We start from the raw sequence: 16,547 nt of genomic DNA, 5'->3' as shown, positions 1-16,547 counted from the left end.
CGGGCGCGCCTTGTTTTTATGCCGCCAGCGGCAGGCGCAGTTGCGTCAGCAGGCCGCCGCCGGGATTGTTGGACAGGCGGATCTCGCCACCTGCGGCGCGCGCGATGTTGCGGGCAATGGTCAGGCCGAGACCAAGACCGCCGGTCTGGCGGTTGCGCGATTGTTCGAGGCGCACGAACGAGCCGAACACGGCGTCGATCTGCGCCTGCGGTATGCCAGGCCCTTCATCGCGGATGGTGAGCAGGATCATGTCCTCCGACCGGCGCAGCGAAAGATGCGCCTTCTTGCCGTAGGTGACCGCGTTCTGCACCAGATTGGTGACGCAGCGCTTGAGCGCGACCGGCCGCGCCATGCAGATCAGCCCGCGCGAACGGGTCTCGTCGTCGAACGAGACGTCGTCATAGCCGTCGGCGATCGATTCCACGAGCGACCAGAAGTCGATGCGTTCGTTCTTTTCCTCGGTCACTTCGAAGGTGGCGAAGTCGATCACCGAGCTGGCGATGCTCTCGACATCGGCGAGGTCGTGCGCCAGCGCCTCGCGGACCGCCGATTTGCGCAACAGCTCCAGGCGCAGGCGCATCCTGGTCATCGGCGTGCGCAGGTCATGCGCCAGTGCCGCCGCCAGATGTTCGCGGTCCTCGACATATTCGCGCAATCTCGCCTGCATGGCATTGATCGCCTTGGCGGCGGCACGCACCTCGCGGCTGCCGCTCTCGGCGATCGGCGGGCTCTTCAGATCCTTGCCGATCCGGTTCACGGCGGTTTCCATCATCCGGTAGGGCGCCGTCAGCCGGCGCAGCGACCAGATCGACATGATCACCACCAGCCCTGCGATCAGCGAATAGAGCGGCAGGCTGTCGAAGCTCAGGATCGGGCCGACGGGCGTGATCGGTTCGGTGAAATTCAGCCATTGGCCGTCGGCGAAGCGCAGCGATGCCGTCAGCTTGTCGCTCTGGGCGAAGTCGGCGGCCAGCACCAGAAGGTCGCGCTCGACCTGGCCGATGTCGGGTCCTGGCGTCGTGCCGTCCGCGTCGTCGGCCTCGCGCGTCGCCGGATCGCGGCGCACGCGTGCATCGGTGATGCCGAATTTGGACAGCCGGCCGACGAGGATGTCTTCGAGTTCGGCCAGTTCGTCATCGCCGGCGATCGACGAAGTGACCGCCGGCGTGTCCGAAACGGTGAGCGCGTAGGTGGAGTTGAACAGGCCGGTCGCCGTCGCCTTGCGCTCGTCCGGACTGGCGTCATGCATGAGCTGCACCAGCGAGAAGGCACGGTCGTTGAGCCGGTAGAGGTCGACGACGTCGTTGGCGGCAGCGCGGTCGCGCGAGACGATGTAGAGGGTCGCGACCTGGCTGATCAGCAGGCCGGCAATGACGATCAGCAGCACCCAGACAGGCAAGGTCTGCGGCAGGAAACGTCTCATTCGGAGGTCGTCTCGGGCAGGAACTGGTAGCCGCCGCTGCGTACGGTCAGGATCAGCTTGGGCGCCTTCGGGTCGTCCTCCATCTTGCGCCGCAACCGGCTGACCAGGATGTCGATGCTGCGGTCGAAGGAATAGTCGCTGTCGCCGCCGGACAGTTCGATGAGCTGGTCGCGGGTCAGCACACGCTGCGCACTCTTGACGAAGGTCTGCAGCAGGTTGAATTCGGCCATGGTCAGCTCGACCCTGACATCGTCGGGTGCGATCAGCCGGCGCCGGGCACAGTCCATCGTCCAGCCGGCGAAGCGGTAGATCTGCTTGGTGGTGGCGCGCTTCGGCTCGGCGGCGCCATTGCGCCTGAGCACGGCCCGGATGCGCGCCAAAAGCTCGCGCGGGTCGAAGGGCTTGGGCACATAGTCGTCGGCGCCCATTTCCAGGCCGACGACGCGGTCGGTCGTCTCGGTGACGGCGGTCAGCATGATGATCGGCGTCGAATACTGGGCGCGCAGGTCGCGGCACAGCTCCAGCCCGCTTTTGCCGGGCAGCATCACGTCGAGGACGATGAGGTCCACCTGGACGCGCCGCAGGATGGTCTCCATCTCGATGCCGTCGGCCGCAACCGAGGTGTGCAGGCCCCGCTTCTGGAAGAATTCCTGCAGCAGGTCGCGGATGCCCTTGTCGTCGTCGACGATCAGTATGTGTGCATCGGATTTCACAGCAGCCCTGTCATTGTTGCCAAGCCCTTCTGTCTTTGATTGCCAAGCCCTTCGGTCGCAACCCACACGATAGAATTCAGGCCATATGTTGGCCAGTGGCTATGATGGGGTTCACACCGGCTTTCTCAGACACACTCCAGAAACAAAATTCTACAGTTCAGAAAAACTCCTGAAAAATTTCAAAGGCATAACTGATCTCGTGGCGGTCAGGTCATCGGCTGCGACGCTAGTCTCCGGGTTTACGGATAAACCGATGCCAAGGTTGTCGATCAGTTTGTTGGGTGCGTTGCTGGGCTTCTGCCTGGTCACTGCCGCTGTCGGACAATCGGACGCAAAGGCGACGCTCACAACCCGGAGCGAACGGTGCGCCAATCTCAGCCACCAATTTGATGAAGCCCTCGAAACCCATGCCACGGCAACGCAGGTCACCGCGGCAAAGGCACTTCAGAGAAAGGGCAACCGGTACTGCGCCGCCAAGAAACAGGCACAGGGCATCCGGATGCTCGCCAATGCTTTGAAGCTGCTTGGAGTGACGCCGAACGACCCGGTTCAGTAACGCTCCGAAACTTGACCCGCATAAAAAGGAAACGAAGCCATGAAAAAGTCCATCCTCTCCGCAACCGGTCTCGCCGTCGCTCTCGCTTTCGCGATGCCGGCTCTCGGCAACGCCGCCGCCACCACGACCGCTGCTCCGGCTGCTTCGACGACCACCGCTCCGGCGACTGCCGCTCCGGCCAAGGCTGCTCCGAAGAAGGTCGTCAAGAAGACCGTCAAGAAGCACAAGAAGGCTGCTGAGAAGGCCGTCAAGAAGGACGCCCCGAAGACCTGATAAGGTCCGGCATAAAATGCCGGCCTGTTGACCAAGGCCGCTCCAGCTGGTTTCGGTTGGAGCGGCCTTCTTCCTGTCCGAGCCGCTGAAGCCCTGACATTGGCGATGAAGCGGGTCGATGGGTTCAACTGATCTTTGGCGAAGTCTGGCACCGGCAGTTTCCGCCTCGACTGACACTTAACCCGTTTGCAACGCCGGCCGTGTAGGACAATCCGCATGAAGAAGCGGCTTTCGTCCATTTTGCGCTCGATGGTGATCGGCGGTCTGGTTGCCACCGGCCTCGCCAGAGTGCTTATCCTGTTCACCGCCAGCCCGGTCCCCGATCCGGCCAGCGGACGCACCGAGCCTTCGCTGTTCGCGCCGGCGATTTCCACCAACTGGGACTACATAACGCCGGCACAGACCTGGCTGCTGGTCGTGCTGACCGGCGCGACGTTGATCTGCGTCGCCGCGTGGCCGATCGCGACCTGGCTGGAACGCCGGGCGGATGCCGGCGGAAACCGTTTTCGGTCCGATATACCGCCCGCTGCGGCCGTGCGGCAGATTCCCGGCCGTCGCATATTCGGCCGCCAGGGCCGTTGAACGGCAACCGACACTTTCCCACATGATTGTGAATGGCCGCGTCGGCGGACACCGGTTTCGCGCGTCGATCAAAATGGACGACCGTTTTCACCGGTGCCAGAATGGCGGTCACGTCGCTTACGCAAAACTGTCGGTTCCGATGCCTGAAATCACCACAAAACCGCGTACCCAGATCAAGCCGCAAGTCGAACGGCCAAAACTCTACAAGGTCATCCTCATCAACGACGATTTCACGCCGCGCGAATTCGTGGTGACGGTGCTGAAGGGCGAGTTCAAACTCAGCGAGGACCAAGCGCACCGGGTGATGATCACTGCGCATCGGCGTGGCGTCTGCGTCGTCGCCGTGTTCACCAAGGATGTCGCCGAGACCAAGGCGACGCGCGCCACCGATGCCGGCAAGGCCAAGGGCTATCCGCTGATGTTCACGACGGAGCCGGAGGAGTAGAGCAGGGGGCTTTCCCTTCTCCCACAACAAGGGGAGAAGGAAAAAGAGCGCCGCGCTACCGTCCCTCGCGGTACCACATCGAACCCATTGCCAGAAGCAGCAGGCCGAGGCCGAGGAAGCCGCCGAACAGCGGCACGCGCGAGACGGCTTTGAGCACGCTGTCGTCTGTCGTGCGCAGGCCGATCCAGTCGCTGCCGGATGCGGCACCAGCCGAGCGCACCGGCACGATGGAAGGCAGCGTCACGTCGCTGCCAAGGGCTGTGGAAGACGCCAGCCGGCGCACGCTGCCGCCGGTGGCTTCCGCCGGCGCCTTCAGCCGGTTTTCGGTGGAAATGACGTCGGCGAATTCCGGTGCGTTGACCGGCCCGACATGGGCGAGCGCGGTGAGGTCGCCATTGGCGACCTGGTAGAGCCCGATCTCGCTGGTCTCGACGCTGCCGAGGAAGACCCCGGGCTCGGCTTTGTCGAGCTTGACCGTCAAGGTTTTGCCGGACGGAGTGATGATCTGCGCGGCGCCGGGATCGTCGGCCATCGTCTGGCGGCGGATTTCCAGCACCATGCCACGACCATCGGCGGTCAGCCGCTCCTCCTCGAGCTCCGGCTCCTTCATCAGCCAGTGCGCGATGCGCCGATAAAGCTGGACATGCGGGCCGCCGCCCTCGAAGCCGCGCGCCCACAGCCAGCCCTGATCGGACAGCAGCATGCCGACGCGGCCTTCTCCCTTGCGGTCGAGCAGCAGCAGCGGCCGGTTGTCGGCGCCCTTCATGACCACTTCGCCTTCCGGGTTCTGCACGCCTATGGTGCGGAACCAGCGGCTCCAGTGCGGCGGCTCGGTGGCCGAGCCATCGAGCCCACGCGTCACCGGGTGGCGCTGGCCGAGTTCGGTGAGGCGCGGATAGAAGGCCTTGTCGACAACTTCGCCGGTCGGCATCGCCGGCAGGGCGGCCATCAGCGGCGTGCGCGCGATCGAGCTTTCGCCGGCATATTCGGGGCCGGCCGCGATCAGCAGCGCGCCGCCCTTTTCGACATATTCGGAGATGTAGTCGTAATAGAGGATCGGCAGCACGTCGCGATGCTGGTAGCGGTCGAAGATGATGAGGTCGAAATCCTTGATCTTCTCGACGAACAGTTCGCGGGTCGGGAAGGCGATAAGCGACAATTCGTTGATCGGCGTGCCATCCTGCTTTTCCGGCGGCCGCAGGATGGTGAAATGGACAAGATCGACCGAGGCGTCGGATTTCAGCAGGTTGCGCCAGGTGCGCTCGCCGGCATGCGGCTCGCCGGAGACGAGCAGCACACGCAGGTTCTCGCGAATGCCGTCGATCAGTGCGATGGCGCGGTTGTTGGTGTCGGTCAGTTCGCCCGGCTCGCGATCGATGGCGAGTTCGACGATGTTGCGGCCGGCACCCGGAATGGTGACCTGCAGCGGCATGGCCTGGCCAACGGTGGCGTGCTCGACGGCGACCTGCTCGCCATTGACCGAGACGCGCACATCGACCGGGCCAGTCTCGTTTTCGGTCGAGATGACGCGGTAGGTCATGTCGAGCGGCTTGCCAACAAGGCCGAAGCGCGGCGCGTTCTCGAAGCGGATGCGGCGGTCCTTTTCGTGGTCGTTGCCGGTGATCAGCGCATGCAGCGGGGCGTTGAAATCGGGCGCGCCCGGCGGCGCGTCATGGACCTCGCCATCGGTGATCATGATCGCGCCGCCGATGCGTGACGGCGGCACGTCGCGGAAGGCGCCTTCAAGCGCGCCGAACAGCCGTGTCTCGGTGCGCTCTTCGGCGGCCTCGGATTTGCCGGCCTCGACGACCCGCACGTCGAACTGCTTGAAGCGGCCAAGCCGCTGCTGCAGCCCGGCCAGCGCCTCGTCGGTCTGCTTGGTGCGATCGCCGATATCCTGGCTCTGGCTGCGGTCGACGACGAGGGCGACAACGCTTTTCAGCGGCTCGCGCTCCTCGTTGAGGAACACCGGGTTGAACAAAGCGGCGGCGAGCGCCAAAAGGGCGATGAAGCGGAAGACCGAGCCGCGCTGGCGAAACCACAGGCCGACAAGCGCCAGCAGCGCCAGCGGCACCAGCGCCAAGGCCAACAGGGGCCAGGAGATCAGCGGTTCGAAGGAAATCGACCAGTTCATCCCTTACCCTCCTCTTTTTGGGGAGGGTTTATCCGCGACCGGAGGGAACCAAACAAACTCATCTTACTGCCCCAGCCGTTCGAGCAGTATGGGCACGTGCACCTGGTCGGATTTGTAGTTGCCGGTCAGCATGTACATCATGATGTTGACGCCGGCGCGCAGCGCGTAGACGCGCTGCATCGGGTCCGCCGGTACGGTCGGCAGCAGCGGATCGCCATTCTCGTCGACCGCCCAGGCGCCGGCAAAATCATTGGCGGTGATCATGATAGGCGAGACGCCGTCGCCGGTGCGCACCGGCCGGTTCTCGGCATTGCTGGCGTCGAGCGACGCCTCGACCCACAGTGGGCTGCCGGCGAAGCGGCCGGGGAATTCGGGCAGGATGAAGAAGGATTTGGTCAGCACGTGGTCGGACGGCACCGGCTCCAGCGGCGGCACGTTGAGGTTGCCGAGGATGTCGCGCAGCCGCTCCGTCGCCGGGCTGGTCGAATCGGCGCCGATGCCGTTGGCGAACTGGTCGCGGGTGTCGAACAGCACCGTGCCGCCCTGCTGCATATAGGCGTCGATGCGGGCGATGGCGGCCTGGCTCGGCATCGGGGCGGCCGGATCGATCGGCCAGTAGATCAAAGGATAGAACGACAGCTCGTCCTTCGAAATGTCGACACCGGCTGGTGCGCCCGGTTCAAGGGCCGTCTTTTCGACCAGGAAGCGGGTCAGGCCCTCGAGCCCGGCACGGCTGATCGAATCGTCGCCCGGCACACCGGTCAGCACATAGGCGATGCGGGTCTTCGAAATCGCCTCGATGGCAATTTCGTCACCCGGCTTGGCGTCGTCGGCGCGGGCAAGGTCGGCATGACCAAACAAGCTACCCAGCGCAATCAGGACCGCGGCGGTGGTTGCCACGGCACCGGCGCGGCGCGGTCGGCGTGAGAACAGGCCGCCCATCCAGAACACCGCCAGCGTATCGAGCAGCATCAGCACCAGGGCGGCCGCGACCAGCGCGCCCTTCAAATTGCGCGATTCGTCAAAGGCATACTGGATCGAGGTGACGGGAACAGTGATTTGCGGGCGCGCCAGCGGGGCCAGCGTGCTGTCGGCTTCAAGCAGATTATGGGCAAACACGCCCGTCTCGGAACCATAGAGACCGGGCGGGTTTTCAAAGGTCACCGGCAGCGCGCCGGCGCCCGGTACAAGCGGCCGTGCATCCGGCGTCGGCGGCACCAGCGAGCCGTCGGCTGCAATCATGCGATAGGGCGCCAGCGACGCCGCGGCGGCTTCGGCATTGGCGATGGCCGCGCCCTGGTTGCGCGACAGCTGCACGATGCGGCGCAGCATCTCGACGAAGCTGCCGGAGATCGGCAGGTTCGACCAGGTTGCCTCAGGGGTGACGTGGAACAGCACCAGCGTGCCCTTGCCTTTCTTCAATCCGGTGACCAGCGGCGTGCCGTCGGCAAGGGCCGCCCAGGTGCGCTCGACGATATCGGGTGTCGGCTCGGCCAGCACCTGTCTGCTGACAGTGACCTCGGCCGGCGGCGCCAGATCGGCGAACGGGCCGGCCTTGGGGAATTCGGTGACAGGCTGCGGCGACGTCCATGACAGCGCGCCGCCGAGCGAACGCTCGCCGGTGCGCAGGCGGACCGGCAGCAAATCGTCGTCATCGCCTGCGGTGGCCAGCCGCGAACCGGCGAAACGCACCAGCGTGCCGCCATTGTTGACCCAATCGACAAGTCTCTGCCGGACCTGTCCGGGAATGGTGCCGATATCGGCCATGACAATCATCGCGGGCTTCTGGTCGAGGATCTGCGGGATGGCGTCAGCGAGGTCGGCGCTGGAGGGTTCGACCAGATCGGCGAAGGGCTGCAGCGCCCGCCTGATGTAGTAGAGCGGCGACAAAAGCGGCTGCGCCTGGTCGGCCTCGGCCTGCGACAGCAGCCCGACGCGGCGACGCTTGGAGCTTTCGTCGAGGACGCGCACCGCACCGGCCTGCCGCTCGCCGTCGAGCGCGATCGAAGCGAAGTCGTTGCGCAATTCGAACGGCACCGCCATGGTGCCGGTGGCGGTGGTTTCGCCAGGCGAAAAGGTCAGCGTCGCATCGGCGATGCGGCGGCCCTTGTCGTCGAAGGCGCCGGCGGTGACCTGCGCCGGGGCAGGGTCGCCCGGCGCGCGGATGGCGGTCAGCGCAAAGCCGTCGACCTGGTTGTCGGCGGCGGTCAGGCCCGTCAGCGATAGCCTGTCGGCGGTTGCCCAGACGACACGGGCGGCATTTTTCGACAAAAGCGTGTTGAAGGCGGCTTCATCGCCTTTTGCCGCCAGGCCGTCGGCAAGCACGGCGACACTGGCCCCGGGCAAGGTCTCCAGCACGCCGGCGACGCGGGTATAGACGGCCGGCCGGTCGGTCGGGATCGGCCGCGGCTTGGCGGCGCGCAGCCGGTCAAGGGCGGTGGCGGCATCGAACGGGCCGATCTCGGCATTGGCCTTTTCGGCAGTGAAGGCGATGACGACCGGCACGCCGTTGGAGCCGGCGTCGTTGATCAGCCGCTCGGCGGTGGCGACGCGTTTGCCCCAGTCGGCGGCACTTGCCCAGTCATTGTCGATGACCAGGGCAAGGGCGGCTCCCTCGGCCGGCAGCTTTTCGCGCGGATTGAAGACCGGGTCGGCCAATGCCGCGACGATGAGGGCCGCCATCAAGAGCCTGAGCAGCGTCAGCCACCACGGACTCTGCTGCGGCGTCTCCTCGCGCTTCAGTACGCGCGCCAGGATCTTCAGCGGCGGGAAGATCTCGGTCTGCGGCTTGGGCGGCGTCAGCCTGAGCAGCCACCAGATCACCGGCAGTGCCAGCAGGCCCCACAGCACCATGGGGGCGCCAAAGGAGAGCGGCAGCCAACTCATGCGACAGCCTTTCCTGGCCGATCGCCACCAGCGATGCCTGCACGACCGCCAGCGGTCGGCCTGACCGAGGGGCCATCAGTGGTCATCGCCATGTGCAGCCGCACCAGCGCGTCGGAGGCGAGCCGATCGGTGTGGTTGACGGTAAAGCTCCAGCCAAGCCGCTTGCACCAGGCGGCCAGTTCGTGGCGGCGGGCGGTGTAGAGCAGGCGATACTCATCACCCAGCATTTCGGCGCGGCCGGCGGTCAGCTTGTCGCCGGTCTCGGGATCGGTGAATTCGGTGCGGCCGGCATAGGGGAAGGTCTCCTCGGCCGGGTCGGCGACCTCGATCAGGTGGGCACGCACGCCGTGGCGGGCCAGCACGTCGAGCCAGGCCATCGTCTCCTCGACAGGATCGAGGAAGTCGCTGACGATGACGATGTCGCAGAAGCGCCTGATGTCGGACAGGTCGGGTTTTGCCGGCAGCTCGCCGGCATGCATCAACTGGGCGGCAATGCGTTCGGCGCCGTTGCGGGCGGTGAACGGGTCGGTGAGGCCCGGCCAGGCGATGCGTTCGCCGCTGCGCGACAACAGCTCGGCCATGGCCAGCGCCAGCACCAGCGCGCGCGATTGCTTGGAAACGCTGGCGCCTGTCGATTTGTAGAGCATCGACGGCGAGGGGTCGGCCCACAGCCAGACGGTATGGGCGGCTTCCCATTCGCGGTCGCGCACATAGGTGTGATCGTCGCGGGCCGAGCGGCGCCAGTCGATGCGCGAGGAATCACCCTCGACGTAGGGGCGGAACTGCCAGAAATTCTCGCCGATGCCGCGCTTGCGGCGGCCGTGCCAGCCGGCGATCACGGTGTTGACGATGCGCCGCGCCTCGACCAGCAGGTCTGGCACAAGCGAGGCCCGCAACCGGCCACGGGCGAGCGCGTCGCGCGTCGCTGCCGGAGCCTGGACCTCGCCGATGCGCGGCATCAAATCCCTTTCACGAGTTTCGCCACCACGTCACGCACGCTGGTGCCTTCGGCGCGGGCGGCGAAGGTCAGCGCCATACGATGCTGCAGCACCGGCTCGGCCAGCGCACGGACGTCGTCGACCGAGGGCGCCAGCCGTCCGTCGTAAAGCGCGCGCGCCCTTGTGCACAGCATCAGCGCCTGGCTGGCGCGCGGGCCGGGACCCCAGGCGACGTTCTTGTCGGTCTCGGCATTGCCTTGGCCGGGACGCGCCGAGCGCACCAGCGTCAGGATCGCCTCGACGACGCTTTCAGGCACCGGCATGCGGCGGATCAGCGTCTGGATCTCCTTCAGCCGCACCGGCTGCAGCACGTTTTGCGCTTTCGCGTCCTCGATGCCGGTGGTTTCCAGAAGGATGCGGCGCTCCGCCTCGATTTCGGGATAGAGGATGTCCACCTGCATCAGGAAGCGGTCAAGCTGTGCCTCGGGCAGCGGATAGGTGCCCTCCTGCTCCAGCGGGTTCTGGGTTGCCAGCACGTGGAAGGGCGCCGGCAGGTCATGGCGGGCGCCGGCAATGGTGACGTGGTATTCCTGCATGGCCTGCAGCAGCGCCGACTGGGTGCGCGGCGACGCGCGATTGATCTCGTCGGCCATCAGCAGCTGGGCGAAGATCGGCCCGGAGATGAAGCGGAAGGAGCGTTTTCCGGTCTCGTCCTGCTCCATCACTTCGGAGCCGAGGATATCGGACGGCATCAGATCCGGCGTGAACTGGATGCGACGCGAATCGAGGCCGAGCACGATGCCAAGTGTTTCGACCAGCTTGGTTTTGGCGAGACCCGGCACCCCGACCAGCAGCGCATGGCCACCGGCCAGCAGCGCCACCAGCGTGCGCTCGACGACGCTTTCCTGTCCGAAGATGACCCGGCCGACCCCGTCGCGGATCCGGGAGATGTCGGCAAGCGCCTTTTCGGCCTCGGCGATCATGTCCTTTTCGCTGATCGGGCTTTCCTTGACCATCACGCTCATGCCGCATCGATCCTTGTGGTTGGAATACCATGGCTGGAACAACGGCTGCACCATACCATAAGTTGCCGCGATTCGGCCTCGCGTGGCGCCTACATCGAAACTTAAATCACAGACTTAGGCTGACAAGCGGAACAACAGTGACTATTTCGTGACCATGACGGGACCCTTGGGACATCGTGAAGAAAGCCTGACTGATGCCACCGAGGCGCGTGGTCTCGAGGCGCTGATCTCGCGCGCCGCCCGTGCCGGCAAGGGCGCGGCACCTGTCGAACGCTGGAATCCCGACTTCTGCGGCGATCTGGACATGGAGATCAAGGCCGACGGCACCTGGTTCTATCTGGGCACGCCGATCGGGCGCATGCCGCTGGTGCAGCTTTTCTCCTCGGTGCTGCGCAAGGACGCCGATGGCAGGACCTATCTGGTGACACCGGTGGAAAAGGTCGGCATCCGCGTCGCCGATGCGCCGTTCATCGCCGTCGAAATGGACGTTTCGGGCAGCGGCGAGGCGCAGACAATCACCTTCCGCACCAATGTCGGCGACGTCGTCGAAGCCGGGCCGCAACGGCCGCTGCGGTTTGTCGACGAGAACGAGACCGGCGGGTTGAAGCCCTATGTGCTGGTGCGTGGCCGTCTGGAGGCGCTGGTGGCGCGGCCGGTGATGTATGAACTGGTCGGGCATGGCGAGGAGATCGAAATCGACGGCGAGACGATGTTCGCGGTGCGCTCCAAGGGCGCCGTGTTCCCGATCATGCCGGCGGACCAGTTGAAGCGGTTGAGCGCGTGATGGACCAGGCGACGCCGGCGCCGTTTTCATCCGCGGATTTTCGCGCGCGCTTTGCCGTGCAGCCCGATGCGCATGCAGGCGACGACGACTATGGCGACCATCGCTTCAACCCCGGCCATCCGCGCCTCAACCAGGGCAAGGCGCTGCGCAATGCCGCGGTGCTGATCCCGGTGGTCGATCATGAGGGCGATGCGACGGTTCTTCTGACCAAACGGGCCGAAAAGCTGCGCAGCCATTCGGGGCAGGTGGCCTTTCCCGGCGGCACTATCGATCCGACCGATCCGAGCCCTGAGGCGGCGGCGCTGCGCGAGACCTTCGAGGAGATCGGGCTTGGCCGAGATCGCATCGAGATCATCGGCCGCATGCCCGACTATGTCGCCGGCAGCGGCTACCGCATCGCCCCGGTGCTTGGCATCGTGCGGCCCGGTTTCCAACTGACGCTCAACGCAGACGAGGTCGATGCCGCTTTCGAAGTGCCGCTGCGCTTCCTGATGGACCCGGCCAACCACAAGCGCGACAGCCGTATGTGGAACGATCTCGAATGGTTCTTCTACGACATGCCTTACGGCGACCGGCGCATCTGGGGCGTCACCGCCGGCATCATTCGTACTCTCTATGAAAGGCTCTATGCGTGAGTGTCTCGATCGCAGGCAGGGCCGATTGGCTCACCGACAAGCATCTGCAGCGCCTGCTGTTCGCACTGGCCGAAGGCGGTGAAGAGGCGCGAGTCGCCGGCGGCGCGGTGCGCAACACACTGATGGGCCAGCCGGTCGCCGACATCGACATCGCCACCACCTGCTTGCCGCAGGAAACCCTCCGCCGCGCCGAAGCGGAAGGGTTCAAGGCGGTGCCAACCGGTATCGAGCATGGGACAATCACCGTGGTTGCCGGTGGAAAGCCCTATGAAATCACCACCTTGCGCGCCGATATCGAAACCGACGGGCGGCGCGCGAAAGTGTCGTTCGGGCGCGACTGGAAGCTCGATGCCGAGCGGCGCGACTTCACCATCAACGCGCTCTATGCCGAGGCCGATGGCAAGGTGGTCGACCTGGTCGGCGGCATTGCCGACATCGAGGCGCGCCGGCTGCGATTCATCGGCGACCCGGAAGCGCGCATTCGCGAAGACTACCTGCGCATCCTGCGCTTCTTCCGCTTCTTCGCCTGGTACGGCGACGGACGGCCGGACGCCGAGGGGCTGAAAGCCTGCGCCCGTCTGAAGGAAGGGCTGGCCCAGCTTTCGTCCGAGCGCATCTGGTCGGAACTGAAGAAACTTTTGTCGGCGCCCGATCCGTCACGGGCGCTGCTTTGGATGCGGCAGGCAGGTGTCTTGACCGCGGCGCTGCCGGAAAGCGAGAAATGGGGTATCGATGCCATCCATGGGTTGGCCAAGGCCGGCAAGGATCTGGGCTGGGCACCCGACCCGCTGCTCAGACTGGAAGCGATCGTGCCGCCCGATGCCGCTCGCATGAAGTCGCTCGCCGAGCGGCTCAAACTCTCGACCGCCGAAGCGGATCGCCTGCGCCACTGGGCGCTCGCCACCGCCGTCGAGCCGAAGACGACCGAGGGCGAACTGGCAAAAAGGCTCTATCGCGGCGACCGGCAGGGGTTTGTCGACCGTCTGCGGCTGTCGCTTGCGGCAGCCAGGATGCGCGCCGTCGAGGACAATGAGGCGCTGCTCGAAGCCGGTGGCTTTTCGCGCCTGCTTGGCTTCGCCACCAAATGGGAAAAGCCGTTGTTTCCGCTGAAAGGTGCCGATCTGACGGTGCTCGGCGCAACTCCAGGCCCGAAACTCGGCGAAATCCTGAGGAATCTCGAAGCGGAATGGGTCGAAGCCGGGTTTGCCCCTGATCGCGACGCGCTCCTCAAGCGCGCCGCCGAAGCCTTGCAGGCCGGGTAGATCAGGCCGCGTCGCGGGTCTTTTCGATGCGCGAACGGATCGCCTCGATCATCGTCTCGCGGATGACCGTCTCGCCATGTGTCTCGCGCATGTGCTCGACGGCACGGCGCATGACCTCGGCTTCCTCGTCGGCACGTGTGTGCCAGTCACAGCCGGGCACGAGCGACCCGCAGTGAAATTCCTTCATGAGATTTCTCCTTTTCCTCCGTGGAGCCTGGTCGAGGCTCCGGCACTTTTTTTGGCTCATGTCCGGTTCCAGGGTTGAAACCGCGGACCGCGAACGGGTGAGAAGCATAACACAGATGGGGTGGTATTGGTTGCCGTCAACGGCAAAAGGGCGGAGCAGCATCGCTCCGCCCTCTAAACACTACCCCGAAACAGGGCCAGACATCGTCTCGTCCCGTTTTGGCGGGCAGGCCTTCACTTGGCGATCTTGACAGCCTCGGCAATCTTTTTCTTGCCGCTCATGTCCCATGAGACACGGACCTTTTCACCGACCTGCAGGCCAGGATCCTTGAAGGTCTTGGGAAGCGTAAAAGACGATCCATCGTCGAGGACCAGGCTCATGGCCGTCGTGTCAAAGGTCTTGATCGTCCCGGTGGTGTGCTTGACGGCGGCGAACGCCACCGAACCGGAAGCAAGAAGGGCAGCGGCGGCCGCCGAAACAATGATCTTGCGCATTGCGAAGTACTCCTGGAAAGGCGGGTATCTTTTTGACGAAGATGTCCCGCGTCGTCTTGGGCCGTCCGGTCGCGTCGGGTCGCGGCTCGCTTTGTCTTGACGCAATTCCGGTCGGAAAGCCGTTTCGCACTTTCCTGAAATTGCGCGCAGGCGAACCGCCGGCGCTTCCCGACCCCGCGCCACAAATAGACCAGTCTTTTCAAGAGCCTATTAGACGAAAAAGAAATTTTTCGCCGCACCGTGTGCCACATTCCATGCCCATTTCGAGCGAATGGGACATCAATGCGGCTCACGCCGGGCTCACCATTTTGTTACGGCCAGCGGACCTCGGGCGGCAGGCTGGAGAGGATGGCGGCGACATTGCCGCCGGTCTTCAGTCCGAATATGGTGCCGCGATCGTGAAGCAGATTGAATTCGACGTAGCGGCCGCGGCGGATGAGCTGTTCGTCACGGTCGCCATCGGTCCAGTTCTCGTTGAAGTTGGCGCGCACAAGGTGGCCGTAGACGACGAGAAAAGCGCGGCCGACATCCTGGACGAAGTTGAAATCGGCATTCCAGCCGCCCTTGTCCTCACCCGAATGCAGCCAGTCGAAGAAGATGCCGCCGGTGCCGCGCGGCTCGTTGCGGTGCGACAGATAGAAGTACTCGTCGCACCAGGCCTTGAATTTTGGGTAATCGGCCACCGCGACATTCTTCTCGCAAGCGAATTGCATGGCGCGGTGGAAGGCGACCGTGTCGGGGTCGTCCTGGGTGCGGCGGCGATCGAGCACCGGTGTCAGATCGGCACCGCCGCCGAACCATTGGCTGGATGTGACCACCATGCGCGTGTTCATGTGCACGGCCGGAACGTTGGGATTCCATGGGTGCGCGATCAGCGAAATGCCGGATGCCCAGAAGCGCGGGTCTTCCTCGGCCCCGGGCATCTGCTTCCTGAATTCGGGTGAGAACTCGCCATGGACGGTCGATGTGTGGACGCCGACCTTTTCGAAGACGCGACCGTGCATCATCGACATGGTGCCGCCGCCGCCGCGCCCCTCGTCACGTTCCCATGGCGTCTTTTCGAAGCGGCCGGGTGACCACGAGGCCAGCGGCCCGCCAAGATCCTGCTCGATCTGCTCGAAGGTGGCGCAGATGCGTTCGCGCAGCGCCTCGAACCAGAGGCGCGCCTTCATCTTCTTCTGTTCGATGTCGGCGGGCAGGCCCGCCGGTATTTCTGGTCGTTCCAAATGCCGTCTCCGGTTGGGGCGGCGAGTCCCACAAATGACTCGTCTTTTGCCGGCGCGATCCCTAATCTCTTAGGGGACAGGGTCAAGTGTCATTACGGTGCAAGGAGTTGTTTCGTGCGCACCCCGGCAAGACCGCCGCTGGATGGCCTAAAGAAAAGGCTCGACCAAAGCCGTGCCGAGCGCGTGCGTATGCCGCGCGACGGTTTCCTGCGCGAGACCTTCGTGCTGCCACGCTCCGATGCCCGGCTCAAGGCCAAGGAATGGTTCGAGCGCTTTCCCAAGCAGGCCTACTGGACCGAGATCGAAAGCTGGTTCGAGCGGCCGGGCGACCTGATCGAGTTCACCATCAGGCGGTTGCCTGCGGCCGACTAGGATTTCGTCGCCCCGTTTACGGGGAGAGGGTGCCGGCAGGCAGGTTGAGGAGCGGCACGAACCTCTCAATGCTGGCGCCGCCCCTCATCTGCCTTCACTGCGTTCAGGCACCTTCTCCCCGTGAACGGGGAGAAGGAAGAGCGACCAGCCTCCTTGCCCCCGTTCCCTCGCGTGCCAGCCGGTCACCCTTGTTGCGCAGCGGGCATTTGTCGATCGACATGCAGCCGCAGCCGATGCAGTCGGTCAGCCCTTCGCGCAGTTTCTTCAACTGGGCGATCTTGTGATCGAGCCCGTCGCGCCAGGCGGTCGACAAAAGGTTCCAGTCGTCGCGCGTCGGCGTGCGGCTTTCGGGCAGTGATTCAAGTGCGGCACCGATTTCGGCCAGCGAGATGCCGACCTCCTGTGCAACCTTGATGATCGCCACGCGCCGCAGCACGTCGCGGCCGTAGCGGCGCTGGTTGCCCGACGTGCGGTGGCTGCGGATCAAGCCGCGGGCCTCGTAGAAATGCAGCGCCGACACCGCCACCCCGCTGCGCATGGCCATCTGGCCAACCGTTAATTCCGTTACAGGCGCCATGTCTGATTTTCCGTCCCGATTTTTCTGCTTGACCT

The 16,547-nt window shown here is 64.9% G+C and carries 18 protein-coding genes; 8 read left to right on the top strand and 10 right to left on the bottom strand.

The genetic code is table 11. From position 1 onward, the window contains the following. Positions 1-16: 16 nt before the first annotated feature. Together M729_RS0116040 and M729_RS0116035 are read right to left on the bottom strand one after the other, a co-directional pair. Positions 17-1,423, bottom strand: coding sequence for an ATP-binding protein (locus M729_RS0116040; protein ID WP_024504540.1), 1,407 nt, complete (start codon positions 1,421-1,423; stop codon positions 17-19). Beyond that, positions 1,420-2,136, bottom strand: a complete 717-nt coding sequence (locus M729_RS0116035; protein WP_027162172.1) for a response regulator transcription factor — start codon at positions 2,134-2,136, stop codon at positions 1,420-1,422. The genes M729_RS0116040 and M729_RS0116035 overlap by 4 nt, the downstream gene beginning before the upstream one ends. 253 nt (positions 2,137-2,389) lie before the next feature. Between M729_RS0116035 and M729_RS1000000138840 the strand changes: the two genes are divergently transcribed. From M729_RS1000000138840 to clpS, 4 genes are all read left to right on the top strand, one after another. After that, positions 2,390-2,692: a hypothetical protein gene (locus M729_RS1000000138840; protein WP_024504541.1), complete on the top strand. Its 303-nt coding sequence runs from the start codon at positions 2,390-2,392 to the stop codon at positions 2,690-2,692. 39 nt (positions 2,693-2,731) lie between these two features. Continuing rightward, positions 2,732-2,965: a hypothetical protein gene (locus tag M729_RS0116025; RefSeq protein ID WP_013529962.1), complete on the top strand. Its 234-nt coding sequence runs from the start codon at positions 2,732-2,734 to the stop codon at positions 2,963-2,965. A gap of 216 nt (positions 2,966-3,181) precedes the next feature. Continuing rightward, positions 3,182-3,547, top strand: a complete 366-nt coding sequence (locus M729_RS0116020; RefSeq protein WP_027162171.1) for a hypothetical protein — start codon at positions 3,182-3,184, stop codon at positions 3,545-3,547. A 139-nt stretch (positions 3,548-3,686) separates the two neighbouring features. Next, the gene (gene clpS, locus M729_RS0116015) at positions 3,687-3,992 is read left to right on the top strand and encodes an ATP-dependent Clp protease adapter ClpS (protein ID WP_013529964.1); all 306 of its coding nucleotides are present in this window, start codon (positions 3,687-3,689) and stop codon (positions 3,990-3,992) included. A gap of 55 nt (positions 3,993-4,047) precedes the next feature. Here the strand turns inward: clpS and M729_RS0116010 are convergent, their stop codons facing one another. The 4 genes from M729_RS0116010 to M729_RS0115995 all read right to left on the bottom strand — a co-directional run bounded on the left by M729_RS0116010 (position 4,048) and on the right by M729_RS0115995 (position 10,975). Beyond that, positions 4,048-6,126: a membrane protein gene (locus M729_RS0116010; RefSeq protein ID WP_027162170.1), complete on the bottom strand. Its 2,079-nt coding sequence runs from the start codon at positions 6,124-6,126 to the stop codon at positions 4,048-4,050. A 63-nt stretch (positions 6,127-6,189) separates the two neighbouring features. Continuing rightward, positions 6,190-9,012 carry a DUF4159 domain-containing protein gene (locus M729_RS0116005; RefSeq protein WP_027162169.1) on the bottom strand — a complete coding sequence of 941 codons (2,823 nt, stop codon included), beginning with the start codon at positions 9,010-9,012 and terminating at the stop codon, positions 6,190-6,192. Further along, positions 9,009-9,971, bottom strand: a complete 963-nt coding sequence (locus tag M729_RS0116000; RefSeq protein ID WP_013529967.1) for a DUF58 domain-containing protein — start codon at positions 9,969-9,971, stop codon at positions 9,009-9,011. The genes M729_RS0116005 and M729_RS0116000 overlap by 4 nt, the downstream gene beginning before the upstream one ends. Then, a complete protein-coding gene (locus M729_RS0115995; protein ID WP_013529968.1) occupies positions 9,971-10,975 on the bottom strand; it encodes a MoxR family ATPase in 1,005 nt (334 codons plus the stop codon). Before M729_RS0115995 ends, M729_RS0116000 begins: the two co-directional genes overlap by 1 nt. Before the next feature lie 154 nt (positions 10,976-11,129). Between M729_RS0115995 and M729_RS0115990 the strand changes: the two genes are divergently transcribed. Genes M729_RS0115990 through M729_RS0115980 form a run of 3 tightly spaced genes read left to right on the top strand, consistent with a single transcriptional unit; the run spans position 11,130 to position 13,656 of the window. After that, positions 11,130-11,759 carry a DUF1285 domain-containing protein gene (locus M729_RS0115990; protein WP_024504545.1) on the top strand — a complete coding sequence of 210 codons (630 nt, stop codon included), beginning with the start codon at positions 11,130-11,132 and terminating at the stop codon, positions 11,757-11,759. Next, entirely contained in the window at positions 11,759-12,394 is a 636-nt protein-coding gene (locus M729_RS0115985) for a CoA pyrophosphatase (protein ID WP_027162168.1), read from the top strand. The genes M729_RS0115990 and M729_RS0115985 overlap by 1 nt, the downstream gene beginning before the upstream one ends. Next, complete coding sequence (locus tag M729_RS0115980; protein ID WP_027162167.1) at positions 12,391-13,656, top strand: CCA tRNA nucleotidyltransferase; 1,266 nt, start codon at positions 12,391-12,393, stop codon at positions 13,654-13,656. The genes M729_RS0115985 and M729_RS0115980 overlap by 4 nt, the downstream gene beginning before the upstream one ends. A 1-nt stretch (position 13,657) precedes the next feature. On the opposite strand, the gene M729_RS0115975 is transcribed toward M729_RS0115980, so the two are convergent. The 3 genes from M729_RS0115975 to hemF form a co-directional block, all read right to left on the bottom strand. Next, the gene (locus M729_RS0115975) at positions 13,658-13,843 is read right to left on the bottom strand and encodes a DUF1059 domain-containing protein (protein ID WP_013529972.1); all 186 of its coding nucleotides are present in this window, start codon (positions 13,841-13,843) and stop codon (positions 13,658-13,660) included. Between the two features lie 233 nt (positions 13,844-14,076). Further along, positions 14,077-14,337: a DUF1344 domain-containing protein gene (locus M729_RS0115970; protein ID WP_013529973.1), complete on the bottom strand. Its 261-nt coding sequence runs from the start codon at positions 14,335-14,337 to the stop codon at positions 14,077-14,079. Between the two features lie 311 nt (positions 14,338-14,648). Further along, the gene (hemF, locus tag M729_RS0115965) at positions 14,649-15,563 is read right to left on the bottom strand and encodes an oxygen-dependent coproporphyrinogen oxidase (RefSeq protein WP_024504549.1); all 915 of its coding nucleotides are present in this window, start codon (positions 15,561-15,563) and stop codon (positions 14,649-14,651) included. Positions 15,564-15,677: 114 nt separating this feature from the next. On the opposite strand from hemF, the gene M729_RS0115960 reads away from it, so the two are divergent. Then, the gene (locus tag M729_RS0115960) at positions 15,678-15,935 is read left to right on the top strand and encodes a hypothetical protein (RefSeq protein ID WP_013529975.1); all 258 of its coding nucleotides are present in this window, start codon (positions 15,678-15,680) and stop codon (positions 15,933-15,935) included. A gap of 103 nt (positions 15,936-16,038) precedes the next feature. On the opposite strand, the gene soxR is transcribed toward M729_RS0115960, so the two are convergent. Then, positions 16,039-16,512, bottom strand: coding sequence for a redox-sensitive transcriptional activator SoxR (gene soxR / locus M729_RS0115955; RefSeq protein WP_027162166.1), 474 nt, complete (start codon positions 16,510-16,512; stop codon positions 16,039-16,041). Positions 16,513-16,547 lie beyond the last annotated feature (35 nt).

Source organism: Mesorhizobium sp. WSM1293 (genome assembly GCF_000513875.1).
Classification (GTDB): domain Bacteria; phylum Pseudomonadota; class Alphaproteobacteria; order Rhizobiales; family Rhizobiaceae; genus Mesorhizobium; species Mesorhizobium ciceri.
This window is presented reverse-complemented; position numbering and strand designations above follow the sequence as displayed.